General features: G+C 69.4%; 15 protein-coding genes. 6 read left to right on the top strand and 9 right to left on the bottom strand.

What is annotated here, in order from left to right:
- Positions 1 to 23: 23 nt before the first annotated feature.
- Positions 24 to 1,619, bottom strand: a complete 1,596-nt coding sequence (locus tag HEQ75_RS07165; protein ID WP_168028707.1) for an SIR2 family protein — start codon at positions 1,617 to 1,619, stop codon at positions 24 to 26.
- Between the two features lie 59 nt (positions 1,620 to 1,678).
- A complete protein-coding gene (locus HEQ75_RS07160; RefSeq protein WP_168028706.1) occupies positions 1,679 to 4,552 on the bottom strand; it encodes an FAD-dependent oxidoreductase in 2,874 nt (957 codons plus the stop codon).
- A 32-nt stretch (positions 4,553 to 4,584) separates the two neighbouring features.
- Between HEQ75_RS07160 and HEQ75_RS07155 the strand changes: the two genes are divergently transcribed.
- The 4 genes from HEQ75_RS07155 to HEQ75_RS07140 are packed head-to-tail and all read left to right on the top strand — an operon-like array spanning position 4,585 to position 7,737.
- A complete protein-coding gene (locus HEQ75_RS07155; RefSeq protein WP_235961367.1) occupies positions 4,585 to 5,535 on the top strand; it encodes a dihydrodipicolinate synthase family protein in 951 nt (316 codons plus the stop codon).
- 34 nt (positions 5,536 to 5,569) lie between these two features.
- On the top strand, positions 5,570 to 6,409 hold the full coding sequence (locus HEQ75_RS07150) for an ABC transporter substrate-binding protein (RefSeq protein WP_168028705.1): 840 nt from the start codon (positions 5,570 to 5,572) through the stop codon (positions 6,407 to 6,409).
- A 10-nt stretch (positions 6,410 to 6,419) separates the two neighbouring features.
- Positions 6,420 to 7,043: a glutathione S-transferase N-terminal domain-containing protein gene (locus HEQ75_RS07145; protein ID WP_209318393.1), complete on the top strand. Its 624-nt coding sequence runs from the start codon at positions 6,420 to 6,422 to the stop codon at positions 7,041 to 7,043.
- 4 nt (positions 7,044 to 7,047) lie between these two features.
- On the top strand, positions 7,048 to 7,737 hold the full coding sequence (locus HEQ75_RS07140) for an amino acid ABC transporter permease (RefSeq protein WP_168028701.1): 690 nt from the start codon (positions 7,048 to 7,050) through the stop codon (positions 7,735 to 7,737).
- A 19-nt stretch (positions 7,738 to 7,756) separates the two neighbouring features.
- Here the strand turns inward: HEQ75_RS07140 and HEQ75_RS07135 are convergent, their stop codons facing one another.
- From HEQ75_RS07135 to HEQ75_RS07120, 4 genes are all read right to left on the bottom strand, one after another.
- Positions 7,757 to 8,206 carry an NUDIX hydrolase gene (locus HEQ75_RS07135; RefSeq protein ID WP_168028699.1) on the bottom strand — a complete coding sequence of 150 codons (450 nt, stop codon included), beginning with the start codon at positions 8,204 to 8,206 and terminating at the stop codon, positions 7,757 to 7,759.
- Positions 8,207 to 8,346: 140 nt separating this feature from the next.
- Positions 8,347 to 9,912 carry a class I adenylate-forming enzyme family protein gene (locus HEQ75_RS07130; RefSeq protein WP_168028697.1) on the bottom strand — a complete coding sequence of 522 codons (1,566 nt, stop codon included), beginning with the start codon at positions 9,910 to 9,912 and terminating at the stop codon, positions 8,347 to 8,349.
- Positions 9,909 to 10,646 carry an enoyl-CoA hydratase/isomerase family protein gene (locus HEQ75_RS07125; protein WP_168028695.1) on the bottom strand — a complete coding sequence of 246 codons (738 nt, stop codon included), beginning with the start codon at positions 10,644 to 10,646 and terminating at the stop codon, positions 9,909 to 9,911. Before HEQ75_RS07125 ends, HEQ75_RS07130 begins: the two co-directional genes overlap by 4 nt.
- Positions 10,643 to 11,815, bottom strand: a complete 1,173-nt coding sequence (locus HEQ75_RS07120) for a CaiB/BaiF CoA transferase family protein (protein WP_168028693.1) — start codon at positions 11,813 to 11,815, stop codon at positions 10,643 to 10,645. Before HEQ75_RS07120 ends, HEQ75_RS07125 begins: the two co-directional genes overlap by 4 nt.
- A gap of 129 nt (positions 11,816 to 11,944) precedes the next feature.
- Between HEQ75_RS07120 and HEQ75_RS07115 the strand changes: the two genes are divergently transcribed.
- Positions 11,945 to 12,913 (top strand): Bug family tripartite tricarboxylate transporter substrate binding protein, encoded by a 969-nt coding sequence (locus HEQ75_RS07115; RefSeq protein WP_168028691.1) that lies wholly within the window; start codon positions 11,945 to 11,947, stop codon positions 12,911 to 12,913.
- 42 nt (positions 12,914 to 12,955) lie between these two features.
- Here the strand turns inward: HEQ75_RS07115 and HEQ75_RS07110 are convergent, their stop codons facing one another.
- Together HEQ75_RS07110 and HEQ75_RS07105 are read right to left on the bottom strand one after the other, a co-directional pair.
- Positions 12,956 to 14,233, bottom strand: a complete 1,278-nt coding sequence (locus HEQ75_RS07110; protein ID WP_168028689.1) for a TRAP transporter large permease — start codon at positions 14,231 to 14,233, stop codon at positions 12,956 to 12,958.
- 9 nt (positions 14,234 to 14,242) lie between these two features.
- Positions 14,243 to 14,803, bottom strand: coding sequence for a TRAP transporter small permease (locus HEQ75_RS07105; RefSeq protein ID WP_168028687.1), 561 nt, complete (start codon positions 14,801 to 14,803; stop codon positions 14,243 to 14,245).
- 58 nt (positions 14,804 to 14,861) lie between these two features.
- Between HEQ75_RS07105 and HEQ75_RS07100 the strand changes: the two genes are divergently transcribed.
- Positions 14,862 to 15,974, top strand: coding sequence for a mandelate racemase/muconate lactonizing enzyme family protein (locus HEQ75_RS07100; protein WP_168028685.1), 1,113 nt, complete (start codon positions 14,862 to 14,864; stop codon positions 15,972 to 15,974).
- Between the two features lie 39 nt (positions 15,975 to 16,013).
- Here HEQ75_RS07100 and HEQ75_RS07095 read toward each other — a convergent pair whose 3' ends face one another.
- The gene (locus tag HEQ75_RS07095) at positions 16,014 to 17,015 is read right to left on the bottom strand and encodes a sialic acid TRAP transporter substrate-binding protein SiaP (RefSeq protein WP_235961365.1); all 1,002 of its coding nucleotides are present in this window, start codon (positions 17,013 to 17,015) and stop codon (positions 16,014 to 16,016) included.
- Between the last annotated feature and the right edge of the window lie 8 nt (positions 17,016 to 17,023).

Genomic DNA, 17,023 nt, shown 5'->3' with positions numbered 1-17,023 from the left:
CAGTTCATCCACGCGATTTGCCATCAAAACCCGAAGCGTATCTTGTCGTACCGGCAGATCAGCTTCCTTACGCCCGTTTTATACGGCTCCGATTGATTGAGAGTGAGTTGGTCGCTCAGAAAACTCGCAAGCGTGTCCAGCTCCACCTGAGCTTCTGGCTGAAAAGGAAGCATCAAAATAGCTTCCTGCGGAGACGAGGCTTTTGCTATGATATCAGCGGTCGAAAGATTTGCAAAAGAAGACCGATATCGGTTCTGATAGGACGGAGAAGTAAAATCAGCCCTTTGTAGTTTCGTGACAATCTTCTTGGCACCCTCAAATCCCGACTCTGATAGATCAGCCGCCGATGTTATGCCGGCGCCGCGCAGGTAACGATAAATAGGTATAAAAGTCCGACTGACGCGCGCGAATCCAGGAAAGGCATTCGCTAGAAGACTTCTCGCGTCAAATTTAGAGTCGATTTGAATACAATCCGCAAACACTTCGTCAGCCGTAATGCCCGAATAGCCCTTCTTTGCGAGAGCATCCTCGACCACCTGTTCAACCTTCCGGCTGGCCTCTTGCTGTCGCGTGGCAACACCCACACCCACAACAAACTCAACAGTTTCCACTGCGCCAATTTCCTCTAGATCCACCACTGCAATTTTTCTCTCATTAGAGCCGGGACTCCGAACAAGCTCATAAAGTTGCTCCTTGAAAAAGCGGAGAATACGTGCTGGCACTTTTCTCTTGGGAGCTGACAATGCCTGATAAAGTTCTCTGTAGTCCGATAATTTGACGGTCGTCAAAGTCACGCTAAAATCCTCAGAGTGCAGCGTGGCTCTTTCTATCGCTGGCACGCCACCCTCAACCCACTGAACAAAAATCAGATTATCCTGAAAAGATGCAATCTTTTCCTGCGAGAGACAACGCGCAATGGAACTGATAATCGACCTAATATGCGGATCGGTAATCGAGTACCCCAAGAAGATGATAGGATGCTCGACGAAAATCGTTACCAATTTTGCAGCAAGATATGGATTTTTGGCGGCAAAGGCCTGGTAGTCTTCCGCCGTCAAAACGAGACTGGATGGGTTCTGAGCAGAGCCATGAATTTTATAAATTTCACCGATAGCCTGCGGATTTGAAAATAAGAGCTCTTCCTGGCCGACAAAAACCCGATAGTCAGGAAAAAATTCTTCCAGCAAGAAATCCCAATTGGTGGTAATGATGCCATCGATTGAAGTCTGAGCAAGCGAAGCTACTTCCTCTGAGTGTCTGGACTGCCTTGCAGTTTCCAAAGAAAAGCTGCTCAGATAAGACGATATTTCGATCTTCAACGCGTCCGAGCTATTTTTTACTAAAGATGATGATCTTGCCCGACTCTCTGCAGTCTCAGGAGCATTCCACCACCACTCATTGTAATCGTCAGCCATATAAGTTGCTGTAAGCGCAAGATTTCCATTAGCCCGAGAAAAATAGTAACCAAAATCTTTGATTGGGGCGCAAAACCGCTTTAGTAATCCAACCCAATCTTCCAGCCCCAGATAACGCCGGGAAAACCCCGATCCAACAAAAAGAAATGGTGCAGCAGAATGATTTTCGAGCTTTTCTCTCAGACGTTCGCTGACCTCGCCCATCACACCCGCCTTCTCAGCTATGTTTAGTGCGCGCTCAAAAGATACTTTAAGCATTAAACCTAACTTAAACGAAACCGGGCTGATGAGAAGGGCTTTCCCGGCCCCTTCCCCCCACGCACCCCCTCCGCCACCAGCCGCCCGCAGACCGGCCCCAGCGTCCACCCGTTGAACGTCACCGCATGGTGCAGCCCCTGCACCCGAGGGTCCGCCCCCAGGATCGGCCCCGGCACCTGCACATTCAGCCCGGTCCAGGCCCGTATCACCTGCAGCCCCGCCAGCGCCGGCAGCACCGTGCCCGCGACGAACAGATTGCCCTCGATCGATTCCCGCAGGTTGCGCGGCCGCCCCGCCGCATCCAGCACGCCGGGCCAGGCGCCGCCGAGCACCAGGTGGCCGGCATCGCCCTGCTTGGCCGAAAGGTGCCGGCTGCCATGCAGCACCAGGTGGCGCATCACCTCGCCGCCCGCCGCCTCCGTCACCATCACCTGCTGCACCGCCGCCCGCACCGGAATCGGCGCGCCGAGCATCGCGGCGAACTCGCCCGCCCAGGGGCCGCAGGCATTCACCACCTGCCCGGCGCGGATCACCCCGCCCGCCGCCGTCTCCGCCCGGAAGCCGGCACCCTCCTTCGCCACCGCCGCGATGGTCGTGCCGCTCCGCACCGAAACCCCCGCGCGCCGCACCAGCGCATACAGCGCGGACAGGCCGCGCAGCGGGTCCATCTGGCCCTCCGGCGCGCAGAAGGCCGCGCCGGCGAAGCCCGGGGCGAGGTAGGGGGCGACGGACATCAGCTCATTCGCGCCCAGCACCCGGCTGTCCACGCCGAAGGCGCGCTCCATCGCCACCTTGGCCACCAGCCGTTCCAGCAGCGCCGGCGTCTCCGCCAGCATGATCCCGCCCTCGGTGCGGATGCCGAGGGTCTCGCCCGCCTCCGTCGCAATCTCCCGCCACAGGGCGACGGATTGCGGGCCGATGGACAGCACCTGCGCCGCCGCACTCTCCGGCCCCGCCTCCGCCCCCGCGCTGTCATAGGCGTGGAGCTGGATATGCAGGCTGCCGGCATTGCCCGTGGTGGCGCCCTGCCCCGGCTCGCCGCGCTCGGCGAGGATCACGGAAAGCCCCTCTCGCGCAGAATACAGCGCGGTGGACAGGCCGAGCGCGCCGCCGCCGACCACCAGCACGTCGCAGGCCTCGGCCGGGCCGGTGGCGGGGGTGTGGTGCGTGGGCAGGATGGGGGCGGGCTGCACCGCGGGGCCCTCCAGCCATTCCGGCTTCTCCATGGCCAGCGCGATGGCCGGCACCGGCTTCAGCGGGGCGCGGGGGGCGGCCCAGCCGGCTTCCTCGGCGGCGCCGACGAGGCGCGCCACCGTCGCGCCGCACATGCGGCCCTGGCAGCGGCCCATGCCGGCGCGCGTCGCCTTCTTCACCGCGCCGAGGGACCCGGCGCCTGCCGCCTGCGCGGCGCGCAGGGTGCCGGCCGTCACCTCCTCGCAGCGGCAGACCAGGGTGGTGTCGGCCAGGGTGGCGGCGTCGAATTCCGGCACGGCGAAGAAGCGCCACAGCGCGTCCTGGAAACCGATGGCGCGGTGCAGGGCGCGGCGTGTCGCGGCATCCTCCGCCACGCCCGGCCGCAGGTCCCGCGCCGCGGCCAGCCCGGCCAGGCGGCCGCGGGCGAGCGCGATGCGCGCCCCGCCCACCTGCGCGCCATCGCCGATGGCGAAGACGCCGGGCAGGCTGGTGCGGCCCTCCGCGTCCGTCACCGTCTCCAGCCGGCCCAGGCCGAAGTCCCGGAACTGGTGGGCGCAGCCCAGCGCGCGGGCCAGGCCGGTTTCGGGCTGGAAGCCGAGGTTCAGCGCCAGCGCCTCCGCCTCCAGCCGGATCTCGCCGCGGGGGGTGGCGGCGCGCAGCGCGGCGAAGCGGCCCGGGCCTTCGGCGGCCAGTGGGCGCGCGCCCCAGATCACCGGCACGCCGGCGCGCCGCAGCACGGCCAGGTAGCGCGCGCCGTCCCAGGCGAGGTCGGGCGCGGCGGCGGCCAGCCGCAGGGCCTGGCGCAGGCCGGCGAAGCCGGGGTTGGGCGCGGCTTCCAGCACCGCGGCCACCTGCACGCCGCCCTCCACCAGCTCGCAGGCCAGTTGCAGGTTCAGCGGGCCGTTGCCGGCGATGACGACCCGGCCGGGGGAGACGCGGTTGGCGCGCGCCAGGGTCTGCAGGCAGCCGGTGGTCATCACGCCCGGCAGGGTCCAGCCCGGGATCGGCACCGGGCGTTCATGCGCGCCGAGGGCGATCACCAGGCGGCGCGGCTGGAAGCGCAGGGCGCGGCCGCCGACCAGCGCGCCGATATCCTCCGGCGCGAAGCCGCCCCAGACCGTCGCGCCGAAATGGAAGGTGACGCCGGCGGCCAGCGCCCGCGCGCGCAGCGCGGCGCCCTGGCGGAACTGGCGGTCCGGTGCCGCATGGGCGTGGCTCGGGGCGAGCGGCTTCAGGTACTGGCCGCCGGGCGCATCGCGTTCGTCCAGGGCGATGACCTGGCAGCCGGCCTCGGCGGCGGCGATGGCGGCGGAAAGCCCGGCGGGGCCGGCGCCCAGCACCAGCACGTCGCAGGTCAGGCGCGCCGCCTGGCCTTCCGGGGCGGCGGCCAGCGGCGCGGGCTCGGCCGGCGCGGCACGCTGCACCACCATCCCCGGCGTCACCTTGGCCAGGCAGGCGCGCTGGTTGGCGCGACCATCGATGGTCACCAGGCAGTCGTAGCAGGCGCCCATGCCGCAATGCAGGCCGCGCGGGGCGCCGGACTGCGTATACCGGAAGACGAACTCCCCCGCTGCCGTCAGCGCCGCCGCCAGGGTTTCGCCCGGCAGCGCGGGAATCGGGCGGCCTTCGAAGGTGATGCCCACCGCTTCGGCAGAAGGACGGATCGCGGCATGGGTCAGGCGCATGGGATGGGCTTGATGCTTTCGCGGAAAGGCGCATGGATGATGGCGGTTCGGGCGATGGGGGCAAGCCGATGGCGCATGGGAAAAAGTTTCGCGGCTGCTACACGGTCCTGATCACGCCCTTCACGGAAGGCGGCGCGGCGGTGGATCTGAAGGCGCTGGAGCGGCTGGTCGAATTCCAGATCCGCGAAGGTATACGCGGCCTGATCCCGCTCGGCTCCACCGGCGAATTCCTGTCGGTCTCGCCCGAGGAACGCACGGCGATCGTCGAGACGGTGGTGAAGACCGCCGCCGGCCGCGTGCCCGTGCTGATCGGCACCGGCGCGGAGGACACGCGCGAGGTGGTGCGCACGTCGCGTGAGGCGGAGGCGCTGGGCGCGGATGGCGTGATGATCATCCCGCCCTTCTATTCGGTGCCGACCGAGGACGAGCTGTACCTCCACTACAAGACGGTCGCGGATGCCATCGGCATCCCCATCATGGTCTACAACAACCCGGCGACGGCGAATGTGGACCTGACGCCGAAGATCCTGGCGCGGCTGGCGACCATCGAAAGCTGCCTCTACGTGAAGGAAAGCACGCTGGAGGTGACGCGCGTGCGCGACATCGTCGACCTCTGCGGCGACCGCATGGAGGTTTTCGCGGGTGTGCTCGGCTACGAGAGCGCCTGGCTCGGTGCGATCGGCTGGGTCGCGGTGTGTTCCAACCTGGCGCCGAAGCTGAGCACGGACATGTTCCACGCCGCGGCCTTCGACCGCGACATGGACAAGGCGCTGCCGCTGTACCGGCAACTGATGCCGCTGCTGCCCTTCGTCGGCGGACCGCGCTACGTCTCCGGCACCAAGGCGGGCTTTCGGCTGATGGGCATGCCGATGGGCGACCCGCGGCCGCCGCGGCTGCCACTGCCGGGCGCGGACATGGCGACGCTCGGCGCCGTGCTGCAGCACATGGGCCTGCTGGCCGAGGGCGCGCGCCAGGCCGCCTGACATCCTTCACGACAACAACAGGGAGTTTCACGAAATGCGTCGTCTTCTGCTGGCCGCGGTTCTCGCCGCCGCCGCCTCGCCCGTCTTCGCCCCCGCGGCCTCCGCCCAGGCCCCGGCCGGCTGCACGCCACGCGTCGCCAATGCCGAGCTCATCAAGCCCGGCACGCTGGTGATGTCGATCAACCCGACGCTGCCGCCGCTGCAATTCGTCAATGCGCAGGGCCAGTTGCAGGGGCTGCGCTACGATCTCGGCATGGAGATCGCGAAGCGCCTGTGCCTGACGCCGGAATGGGTGCGCATCGAGTTCAGCGCGATGATCCCGGGCCTGGCGGCGCGGCGCTGGGACATGATCAACACCGGCACCTTCTTCACGCCGCAGCGGGCGCAGATGATGCAGATGCTGCGCTACGAGAACGCGGCGGTGGCGCTTTCCGCCGCGCGCGGCAATCCGCTGAACATCCGCAGCGTCGATGACCTGGCCGGCAAGACGGTGGGCGTGGAGCTCGGCGGCTTCGAGGAAGGCCGCACCCGCGCGCTGTCCGCCGACCTCGTCGCGCGCGGCAAGGCGGCGATCACCATCCGCACTTTCGACAATTTCGCCATCGCCTTCCAGGCGCTGCGCGCCGGCCAGGTGCAGGCGGTGACGAGCGTGGATGCGGTGGCGGCCGAATACGACCAGCGCGGCGACTTCCCCCGCGTGCTGCACGGCCTGTTCCCGACCCCTGCCAGCCTCGCCATGCGGTCCCGCGTGCTGGCGCAGGAAGTCGCCAAGGTGCTGACCGAGATGAAGGCGGATGGCAGCTACGACGCGCTGTTCGACCGCTACGGCGTCAGCAAGTACACGGCGGGCTTCGAGGTCGTCGGCCCGCAATGACGAGGGCTGCGTGAGCGCCGCGCTGCATGGGGCGCGGCTGTTCACGCATGGCCGCAACTCGGCCGGCGAGCGGGTGCGCATCGCGCTGCGGCTGAAGGGGCTGGCGCTGCGCTGCGTCGATGCGCCGGCCCTGCCGCGGGCCACGTGGCGCGGCATCAACCCGCAGGGATTGATGCCGGCCCTGGTCCTGGCGGATGGGCGCGTGGTGGCACAGGCCACCGCGATCCTGGAGCTGATCGAGGAGCTGGTGCCGGCACCGCCGCTGCTGCCGCCGGATCCCATCGCCCGCGCCCAGGCCCGCAGCTTCGCCCAGCACATCGCCAGCGACCTTCACCCCGTGACCGTGCAGCGCATCCGCCGGCAGCTGCCGGAGGCGTCGCAGGCCGGTTGGGTGGCGCATTGGACCGCCGAGGCGCTGGCCGCCCTGGAAGCGATGCTGGCGCGGCGCGCGGTGCCGCTTCCCTTCTGCTACGGCACCGTGCCGGGCTGGGCGGAGATTCACCTGGTGCCGCAGCTTCGTGCCTCCGCCCGGCTGGGCTGCGACCTCGATCCCTATCCACTGCTGCGTGGCGTCGCCGCGCGCTGCGACGCCCTGGCGGCCTTCGACCTGCCGCCCCCCGACTTCGGAAACTGAGCACATGCATATCTGGTCCTGGCAGGGGTTCTTCGACTACCTGTTCAATCCCTTCCTGCTGGAAGGCGCCCTGACGACGCTGTGGCTGACGGCGGCTTCCCTGGTCTGCGGGCTGGTGCTCGGCGTGCTGGTGGCACTGATGCGGCTGTCCGGCCATCGCGGGCTGGCGGGCCTTGCCGCCTTCTATTGCTGGATCTTCCGCGGCACGCCGCTGCTGGTGCAATTGCTGCTGATCTACACGGGCCTGCCGCTGTTCGGCATCCGCCTCGGCGTCACCGAAGCGGCGCTGCTGGGCCTGGCGCTGAACGAGGCCGCCTATCTCAGCGAGATCGTGCGCTCCGGCATCTCCGCCGTCGGGCCGGGGCAGCGGGAGGCCGGGCTGGCGCTGGGCCTGTCGCGGCGGCAGGTGTTCCGCACCATCACCTGGCCGCAGGCCTTCCGCATCATCATCCCGCCGCTGGGCAATTCGGTGAACGGGCTGCTGAAGACCACCTCCGTCGCCAGCGTGATCTCCATGGAGGAATTGCTTCGGCGGACGCAGATCCTGATCCAGGAACGCTTCCTGGTGCTCGAATTGTTCCTGGCCGCCGCCTTCTGGTACCTGGTTATGACCACGCTGTGGGACCTGGTGCAGCGCCGGCTGGAAGCGCGCTATGGCCGCGCCTATGCCAACACGGCGGCGGATCGGCGCTGAGGCGGGTACGCCGCGTGCCTTACCGGCGGATGCCGCGCAGCAGCGCGGCAAGCTCGGGTTCCGCCACCATGGCGGCGGCGACCTCGGGCGGCACCAGCAGCCGGTCGCGTTCCCGCCGCTCCGGCCAGTCCGGCAGCACGCTTTCGACGCGCAGGCGGAACACCAGCACCTCGCAGAGCAGCAGCACCCCTCGGGCCTTGCGCTTGTTGTAGACAAAGCGGCCGATCGGCTCGGGCTCGGTCTCGCCAAGGATGCCGGCCTCCTCGAAGGCCTCCCGCGCGGCGGAGCGGTGCGGCGCCTCGCCCGGCTCGATCCATCCCTTGGGGATGACCCAGCGCCGCGTCGCGCGGCTGGTCACCATCACCACGCGCAGGCCGTCACCGCTGCCGGTCAGCGGCAGGGCAGCGCATTGCCGCGGCGCGTCCTCCGGCCGGCGGACCGACCGCAGTGCTGCGCCATCCGACAACATCCCCAAATCCCCCCGCGCGGCGACGGGATATCCATCGACATGAGCGTAACGCCGTAGATGGAGAATCGAGGCGGCCATGTGAAGGGCAAATTAATCAAACCACGGAGACCGCCTGGACGAATCCTCTTTTCATGCGGATGTCATGAACCGAGGCCCAGTACTTCCAGCGCATGCGCCCGCAGCTTCACCTTCTGCACCTTGCCGCTGGCGGTCATCCCGATGGAATCGAAGCCCGGCACGATTCGCAGGTGCCGCGGCAGGCGGAAATTGGCGAGCTGCGGCTTCAGCCAGGCCAGCAGCTCTGCCTCCGTCACCCGCGCGCCGTCGCGCAGCTGCACGAAGGCGGCCACCACCTCCACCAGCCGCGCATCCGGCACGCCCACCACCTGGGCCAGCGCGACGGCGGGGTGGGCGGACAGCACCTCCTCCACCTCGGCCGGCGCGACATTCTCGCCACCGACGCGGATCACGTCCTTGATTCGGCCGACCATCCGCAGCCGGCCATCGGCATCCTGCGTGCCGAGATCGCCGGTGCGCAGGAAGCCATCCGGCGTGAAGGCCTTTGCCGAGTTTTCCGGATCGTGCAGGTAGCCGCGCATGATGGACCAGCCCTGCACCTGGATCTCGCCCGCCATGCCGGGCGGCAGCGCGGCGTTGGTGGCGGGGTCGGCGATGCGCACCGCTAGTCCCTCATGCGGTACCGCGCCGCCGGCGATGCGGTCGGCCACGGCTTCGCGGTGGTCCGACAGCGCGACATTCGGCGAGGCCTCGCTCAGCCCATAGGCCCAGCACAAATCGGGCACGCCCATCTCCTCCACGATCCGGCGCATCGTCTCCGGCCCCGCCGCGGCCCAGCCGCCGCGCAGGTGCAGCCGGGCGCGGTCGAAGCGCGGGTGGGACATCAGCAACTGGAAGATGGCGTCGTTGCCGGAGGTCAGGGTGCAGCGCTCCCGCTCCAGCAGGTCCAGCGCCGCGCCGGCCTCGAAGGTCTGGGGCGTCACCATCACCGCGCCGGTGGCCAGGCAGACCAGCAGCGAGAGCGTGGAGCCCGCGACATGGAAGAAGGGCCGGCAGTTCAGGTAGCGGTCATCCGGCCGCACGCCCAGCTTCGCGGCGCAGGCCGTGGCGTTGCGCAGCATGTTGTGGTGCGTCAGCAGCACGCCCTTCGGGTGTGCCGTGGTGCCGGAGGTGTATTGCACCAGCAGCACATCCTCCGACGCCACCGCGGCCATCGCCGCATCCAGCGCGGCCTCCTCCACCCCCTGGGCGAGGAACGCGTCCCAGCCCGGCGTGCCGGCCACCACCACATGCCGCAGGTCCGGCAGGTCGCCGCGCACGGAGTCCACCGCGGCGGCGAAGTCGATGTTCAGGAAGCGGCCGGCCAGCAGCACCACCTGGCAGCGGGCGCGGCCCAGCGCGAAGGCGATCTCGGGCGGCTTGAAGCGGGTGTTCACCGGCACCGTCACCGCGCCGATCAGCGCCGCGCCGTAGAAGCCGGCCACCCAGTTCGCGTCATTGCCCATGAGCAGCCCGACGAAATCGCCGCGCCGCACGCCGAGCGCCAGCAGGCCACGCGCCACCCCGCGGGCAGCCGCGCGCAGCGCCGCATGGCTGTGCCGCACGCCCTCCGCCACCAGCGCCTCCTCAGCGCCGCGGGTCGCGGCATTGGCGTCGAGCAGGTCGCCGAGGCGCGTGGTCCAGTTCATCGGCCGAAGCCCGCCATGGCCTGGCGCCATTCCGCGGCGGCCAGGCTATCCTCGATCGCCATCAGCTCCGTTGCCAGGGCACCGCGTGGGTCGCGCTCCAGCCCCTCGTCGATGCAGCGCTTGGCGAGCGCCAGCGCGGAGGGCGGCGCCTTCAGGATGGGCGCGACCATCGCCGCCAGCGTGGCCTGCAGCGCATCGGGCGCCACCAGCCGCGCCACGAGGCCGGCGGCCAGCGCCTCCGCCGCCGTCAGCACGCGGCCGGTGAACATCATGTCCTTGGCCAGCCGCTTGCCGAGAATGCGGGGCAGGCGCTGCGTCGCGCCGACGGTGCCCCACAGCGCCTCCGGCGTCTTGAAGCTGGCCCCGGGCGTGGCGAGGACCAGGTCGCAGGCCGCGGCGATCTCCACCCCCGAGCCCACCGCGGGTCCCTCGACCACCGCGATGGACGGCATCGGCAGGCGCTCGATGGATTCATACGCCCAGAATCCCTTCACGCGGCGCGCGCGCACCGCATTGTCGTCCATGCCCTGGCGTTCCTTGAGATCGGCGCCGGCGCAGAAGACCGGGCCGTTGGCGCGGATCAGCACGCATCGGGCCTGCGCCTCGGTGGCGCGGCGGCAGGCGGCGGCCAGCGCCTCGGCCAGCGCCAGGTTCAGCGCGTTGCGCGCCTGCGGCCGGTCCAGCGTCAGCGTCACCAGGCCATCATCCTGCGTGTACAGCAGCGGCTCCGTCATATCGCGCCTTCCTCCCTGAGCGCGGCGATGCGCGCCGCGTCGTAGCCGAGCCCGGCCAGCACCGCGTCAGTGTCGGCGCCCAGCGCCGGGGCCGGCAGCGGCGCGGGGTCGGCGAAGCCGTCGAAGCGGAAGGGCAGGCGCAGCGCCGGGTGGGTGGCCGCGCCATGCGCCACCGGCACCACGCTGCCGCGCGCCTGCACATGCGGGTCCGCCACCACCTCGTCTAACGCCAGCACCGGGCCGTTCGGCACATCCGCCGCATCCAGCGCCGCCACCGCCTGCGCCCGCGTCATCGCGCCGAGGGCGGCCGCCATCGCTTCCATGATCCGCCCGCGCTGTTCCAGCCGCGCTGCGTTGCTGTCGAGCGCGGCGAGGTCACCCAGGTCCAGCGCCCGGCACAGCGGCGCCCAATGCTGGTCGCTGGCGGTGATGTGCAGGAAGCGGCCATCCGCGCAGCGGAAGCTGGCGGTCGGCACCCGCCCGGGATGTTCCGTGCCAAGCCGCGGCGGCACCTCGCCGAGCGCGAACAACCGCGCGGCGGCGATGGTCAGCAGCGCCACCTGCCCATCCAGCATGGAGAAATCGACATGTGCCCCCTGCCCCGTCGAATCCCGCCCGCGCAGCGCGGCCAGCAGGGCGATCGCCACCCACAGGCCGGAGGAGAGATCCGCCACCGGCAGGCCCGGCTTCACCGGCCCGCCGCCGCGTTCGCCGGTCAGGCCCATCAGCCCGCCCATGGCCTGGAACACCGTGTCGTAGCCCTTGCGCCTCGCATAGGGGCCGGTCTGGCCGAAGCCGGTGCAGGACAGGTAGACGAGGCGCGGGTTGACCGCGCGCAGGGAAGCGAAATCCAGCTGGCGGCGCGCCAGGGCGCCGGTCGGGAAATTCTCCACCAGCGCATCGGCCTGCGCCGCCAGGTCGCGGATCACCTGGCGGCCGCCGGGCTTGCGCATGTCCACGGTGATGGACCGCTTGCCGCGGTTGCAGGCCAGGAAATAGCCGCTGGTGCCGAAATCGAAGAAGGGCTCGAAGCCGCGCGTTTCGTCGCCGGCGCCGGGCTGTTCCACCTTCACCACCTCGGCGCCCAGCTCGGCCAGCAGCATGGTGGCGAAGGGGCAGGCCAGCACGCGCGACAGGTCGAGGATGCGCAGGCCTTCCAGCGGCTTCATGCGCCGGGCCCAGGCAGCGCCGGATGGCGACCGCGAAACCGCATGCGAAACCCCTCCTCCCCATCGGTGCTTGCGTGTGTGGGGGAGGTTGGTTGATGCTGTCAACGGTAAGGGATGGAGACGAAAATCATGAACATCACCCGCCGTGGCCTCATGGCCGGCGCCGGGGCGCTCGGCCTGCTGCCGGTCGCCGCGCGTGCACAGGCCGCCTGGCCGAACCGGCCCGTGCGCTTCATCGTGCCCTTCGCGGCCGGCGGCCCGGTGGAGGTGCCGGCCCGCTTCATCGCCGATGCGCTGGGGCCGAAGCTCGGCCATCCGGTGGTGGTGGAGCCCAAGCCCGGCGCCGGCGGTTCGCTGGGCGTGCAGGCGGTGGTGCAGGCGAACGACCCGCACACGCTGCTGGTCACCACCTCCTCGGTCGCCATCCTGCCGGCGCTGATGGCGAATCCGGGCTACGACCCGTTCCGCGACCTGGTGCCGATCACGATGGTCAGCGAGGCGCCGATGGTGCTGCTGGCCAAGCCGGACAATCCCATCAAGGACCTCGCGGACCTGATCGCGCGCGCCAAGGCGCGGCCGGGGGCGATCACCTACGGCACCTCCGGCGTCGGCTCCACCACCCATCTGGGCGGCGCGCTGCTGGGCGTGCGGGCGGGGATCGAGCTGCTGCACGTGCCCTATCGCGGCGCCGGCCAGGCGGTCACCGCGCTCTACGCCGGAGATACGGATTTGCTGGTGACCGGCACGATCGAGGCGCTGCGCCATGTGCGGGAGGGAAGGCTGAAGGCCATCGCGGTGACCGGGGCGGCGCGCACGCCGGTGATGCCCGACACCCCCGCGATCGGGGAGGCGGTGCCGGGCTACGCCATGACCATCTGGTACGCCATGTTCGGCCCGGCCAGCACGCCGCCCGAGGTGGTACAGCGCCTGGCCGCGGCGGTGGCGCCGCTGGCGCGCGGCAATGCGCTGGCCACCCGGATGGAGGAAAGCGGCGCGACCCTGCTGCTGGACGGTCCGGACCGGCTGCGCACGCGGCTGGCGGCGGAGGTGCCGCAGTGGAAGGAACTGGTCTCCCGCGCCGGGATCCGCGCCGGCTGAGGCGCGATGGGCAGGGGTCGCGCCCCCTGCCCCACCCGGCGGCTAGCGGTAGATCAGCGTCGGCAGCCACAGCACCATCTCAGGCCACCAGGTGACGAGGCCGAGGCACAGGAACAGCGGGATGAGGAAGGGCGCGCAGGCCTTCATGGTCTGCTCGAAGCTCAACCCGGAGACCCGTGCCAGGATGTACAGCACCATCCCGACCGGCGGCGTCAGCAGGCCGATCATCAGGTTCAGCACCATCAGCACGCCGAAATGCACCGGATCCACGCCGATCTTGAGCATCAGCGGCAGCAGCACCGGCACCAGGATGGTGATGGCGGCAATGGTCTCCAGGAAGCAGCCCACCACCAGCAGCAGGATGTTCACCAGCAGCAGCACCAGCCAGGGCTCCTGCGTGATGGACAGCACCAGCGCCGCCACTTCCTCCGTCACCCGGGTCGTCGTCACCAGCCAGCCGAAGATCGAAGCGCCGGCGACGATCAGCATCACCACCGCCGTGGTCTCGATCGTCTCCTGCGTCACCCGCAGCAGCGAACGCAGCGTCAGGGAGCGGTACACCACGAAGCCCAGGAACAGGGCGTAGAAGGTGGCGGCGATGGCGGCCTCGGTCGGCGTGAAGGCGCCGGTGGTCATGCCGCCCACCAGCAGCACCGGCGTCATCAGCGGGAGGAAGGCTCGCTTGCCGGTGTGGCCCAGCCGCGCCCAGCGGAACTGCGCATCCGCATCCCAGCCGCGGCGATAGGCCATGACCGTGACGGTGCCCATCAGCGTCACCGCCATCAGCAGGCCGGGGATCAGCCCGGCGGCGAAGAGCTGCCCGATCGAGGCATTGGCCATCACGCCATAGATCACCATGGGCAGGGAGGGCGGGATGATCGGCCCGATGGTGGAGGACGCGCCGGTGATGCCAACGGCAAACGGCAGCGGATAGCCGTGGTCGCGCATCGCCTTGATCTCGATGCTGCCGAGCCCGCCGGCATCCGCCACGGCGGTGCCGGACATGCCGGCGAAGATCACGCTGCCCACCACGTTCACATGGCCCAGCCCGCCGCGCAGCCAGCCGACCAGCGCGGTGGCGAAGCTGAAGATGCGTTCCGTGATGCCGGCCGAATTCATCAGGCTGCCGGACATGACGAAGAAGGGCACGGCCAGCAGCGGGAAGCTGTCGATGCCCGACGCCATGCGGTGCAGCACCACCAGCGGCGGGACGGACTGGTCGAACCAGACATAGATCAGCGACCCGGCGCCGAGCGCGACGGCCACCGGCACGCCGAGCGCCAGCAGGCCCAGGAAGGCCAGGAACAGGATGGAGGTCATGGCGCGGCCCTAGAGCTTCAGCGTGCCGAGGGAGGGATCGGCCGCGCGGTCGGGCTCGCCGATGCGGAAGCGGCGCCAGGTGGCCTGGACGGCACGGAGCGTGGTCATCACCAGCCCCGCCAGGATCGCCCAGTAGACCCATGACAGCGGCCAGTCGATCACCACCATCGGCTGCGTCTCCATGATCTCCGCCACCTGCCAGCAGAGCAGGACGGCGATGGCATAGAAGGCCACCGCCAGCAGCCCGGCCAGCAGGAACATCCAGCGCCGCGCCGCGGCGGGCAGCATGTTCGGCAGGAATTCCACCGCGATGTGCGACCCGCGCCGCGCCGCCATGGCGCTGCCGCTGAAGGCCAGCGCCATCAGCAGGTAGCGCGCGATCTCCTCGGTCCAGGCGATGCTGTCGTTCAGCACGTAGCGGCTGAAGAACTGCAGGAAGACGATGCCGGCCAGACCCCAGAACAGCAGCACGGAAAGCAAGTCCTCCGGCGCCAGGTCGGGCGGCGGCTCCGGGCCGCCGGCTTCCTCCTGCACCAGCGTGGCGAAGATGTCGTCATCGGTCCTGGACAAGCTGCATCTCCCTGGGCAAGCGCGTAGCATCCGCCCGCTTCGGGGGAGGATGAAGACAATGGCGGTGATCCGGCGGGTGGAGATCCTGCAGGTCGACCTGGTGCCGAAGGTGCCGCGCAGCGACGCGATCCAGTCCTTCCTGGCGCAGGAAACGCCGATGCTGCGCATCACGGACGCGGATGGCGCGACCGGCACCGGCTACACCTACACCATCGGCCATGGCGGCAGTTCCATCGTCGCCCTGCTGCGCGACCACCTGGTGCCGCGCCTGATCGGGCGGGAGGCGGAGGAGATCGCGCGGATCTGGCAGGATTTGTTCATGCTGACGCATGCGCTGTCGGTGGGCCCGCTGGTGGCGCTGTCCCTCGCTGCCATCGACACCGCGCTGTGGGATCTGCGCGGCAGGCGGACGGGGCTGCCGCTGCATCGCCTGGCTGGCGGCGCCCGTCCGCGCATCCCGGTCTACACCACCGAAGGCGGCTGGCTGCACCTGGCGCCGGAGGCGCTGGTGGCGGATGCGGAAGCCGCCCGCGGCCAGGGCTTCGCCGGCTGCAAGATCAAGGTCGGTCGGCCGCTGCTGGCGGAGGATCTGCGAAGGCTGTCCGCGGTGCGCCAGGCGGTCGGCGACGCCTTCCAGATCATGACCGACGCCAACCAGGGCTTTTCCGTCGCCGAGGCGATCCGCCGGGCCGGCGCCTTCGAGGCCGCCGGCCTCGATCTCGCCTGGTACGAGGAACCGCTGCCGGCCGAGGATGTGGAAGGCCATGTGCGGCTGGCCGCCGCCACGCGCATCCCCATCGCGGTCGGCGAAAGCCTGTACCACCCGGCGCAGTTCCGGGACTACCTGGCGCGCGGCGCGTGTTCCGTGGTGCAGGTGGATGTGGCGCGCATCGGCGGCATCACGCCCTGGCTGAAGGTCGCCCACATGGCGGAGGCCTTCAACGTGCCGGTCTGCCCGCATTTCCTGATGGAACTCCATCTGCCGCTGGTCTGCGCCGTGGCCAATGGCGGCTGGCTGGAACACATCCCGCAGCTGGACGACATCGCCGAAAGCCGCGTGGTGGTGCGGGACGGCCATGCGACGCCGCCGGAGGAGCCGGGCAACGGCATCGCCTGGGACCTGGCGGCCATTGCCCGGCGCCAGGCCTTCACCCCGCTGGTGGTGGCCTGAGGGCGCGCGCCCGGGCGCTTCCGGGCGCGCCATCCCCGGTCAGCCGGCCAGGCTGGCGATGGCCTGCAGCCGGTCGTACTGGTCCCTGGTCCAGCCAGCCCCGGCGCCGGCATCATTGTGCAGCGGCACGGCAGCGGCACGGAAGGCGGCGCGATCCGGCTCCTGCACCGTCTTGCCCTGCTGCGCGAACCAGGGCGGCAGCGACAGTTCCGCCGTGCGGATCGCCTGGGTGGCGCGGCTGGAAGCCTCCTTCAGCACCTCCGTGAACACCGCCTTGTCGGCATCGCTCAGCCGCCGCCAGGTGTTGCCGGAGACGATGGTCAGCAGGCTTTCGGTGATGTGGCCGGTCAGCGAGATGTGGCTCTGCACCTCGTAGAACTTCTTCGCCTGGATCGTCGGCAGCGGATTCTCCTGCCCGTCCACCGTGCCCTGCTGCAGCGCCAGGTAGACCTCGGCGAAGGCGATCGGCGTGGCGTTGGCGCCGACGCTGCGCGTGAACATCAGGAACAGGGGCGCCTGCGGCACGCGCAGCTTCATGCCGCGCATGTCCTCCGGCCGCATGACGGAGCGGTTGGCGGTGACATGGCGTTGGCCGTAATAGGTCAGCGCCAGGGCGTTGTGGCGGGACTGGCGGTTGTAGCCGTCCATCATCTCCCGCAGCAGGTCGCTGTTGCGGTAGGCCATGAAGTGCCCGTAGTCGCGGAACACATAGGGCGCGTTGCCGATCGCGATGGGCTTGTAGGTGGCGCCGGCGAAGGCGACGCCGGTGTAGATCATGTCCACCGTGCCGAGCGCCAGGCCCTGGTTGATGGTCGGCTCGTTGCCGAGCGCGCTGGCCGGGAAGACCTCGATCGCCCAGCGGTTGGAGGTGCGCGCGGCGATCTGCTGCGCCGCCCACAGGGCCTCGGTGTGGTAGGCCTCGTTGGTCTCATAGACATGCGCCCAGCGCAGCCGCGTCTGCGCCTGGGCCGCCCGGCCCAGCAGGGCCGGCGCGGCCAGGGAGGCGCCGATTGAGGCGCCCATCAGGGTCCTGCGAAGCATGCTCGTGT

The sequence above is a fragment of the Falsiroseomonas selenitidurans genome, from assembly GCF_012103215.1.
GTDB lineage: Bacteria > Pseudomonadota > Alphaproteobacteria > Acetobacterales > Acetobacteraceae > Falsiroseomonas > Falsiroseomonas selenitidurans.
The sequence above is the reverse complement of the archived record's forward strand: the minus strand, read 5'-3'. Positions and strand labels throughout refer to the sequence as shown.

What these genes read in the sequence shown, in the direction of transcription:
- HEQ75_RS07095 (WP_235961365.1), bottom strand. Translation starts at nt 17,015, where the DNA reads ATGCTTCGCAGGACCCTGATGGGCGCCTCAATCGGCGCCTCCCTGGCC.
- HEQ75_RS07110 (WP_168028689.1), bottom strand. Translation starts at nt 14,233, where the DNA reads ATGACCTCCATCCTGTTCCTGGCCTTCCTGGGCCTGCTGGCGCTCGGC.
- HEQ75_RS07135 (WP_168028699.1), bottom strand. Translation starts at nt 8,206, where the DNA reads ATGTTGTCGGATGGCGCAGCACTGCGGTCGGTCCGCCGGCCGGAGGAC.
- HEQ75_RS07150 (WP_168028705.1), top strand. Translation starts at nt 5,570, where the DNA reads ATGCGTCGTCTTCTGCTGGCCGCGGTTCTCGCCGCCGCCGCCTCGCCC.
- HEQ75_RS07125 (WP_168028695.1), bottom strand. Translation starts at nt 10,646, where the DNA reads ATGACGGAGCCGCTGCTGTACACGCAGGATGATGGCCTGGTGACGCTG.
- HEQ75_RS07165 (WP_168028707.1), bottom strand. Translation starts at nt 1,619, where the DNA reads ATGGGCGAGGTCAGCGAACGTCTGAGAGAAAAGCTCGAAAATCATTCT.
- HEQ75_RS07100 (WP_168028685.1), top strand. Translation starts at nt 14,862, where the DNA reads ATGGCGGTGATCCGGCGGGTGGAGATCCTGCAGGTCGACCTGGTGCCG.
- HEQ75_RS07120 (WP_168028693.1), bottom strand. Translation starts at nt 11,815, where the DNA reads ATGAAGCCGCTGGAAGGCCTGCGCATCCTCGACCTGTCGCGCGTGCTG.
- HEQ75_RS07160 (WP_168028706.1), bottom strand. Translation starts at nt 4,552, where the DNA reads ATGCGCCTGACCCATGCCGCGATCCGTCCTTCTGCCGAAGCGGTGGGC.
- HEQ75_RS07115 (WP_168028691.1), top strand. Translation starts at nt 11,945, where the DNA reads ATGAACATCACCCGCCGTGGCCTCATGGCCGGCGCCGGGGCGCTCGGC.
- HEQ75_RS07140 (WP_168028701.1), top strand. Translation starts at nt 7,048, where the DNA reads ATGCATATCTGGTCCTGGCAGGGGTTCTTCGACTACCTGTTCAATCCC.
- HEQ75_RS07130 (WP_168028697.1), bottom strand. Translation starts at nt 9,912, where the DNA reads ATGAACTGGACCACGCGCCTCGGCGACCTGCTCGACGCCAATGCCGCG.
- HEQ75_RS07155 (WP_235961367.1), top strand. Translation starts at nt 4,585, where the DNA reads ATGGATGATGGCGGTTCGGGCGATGGGGGCAAGCCGATGGCGCATGGG.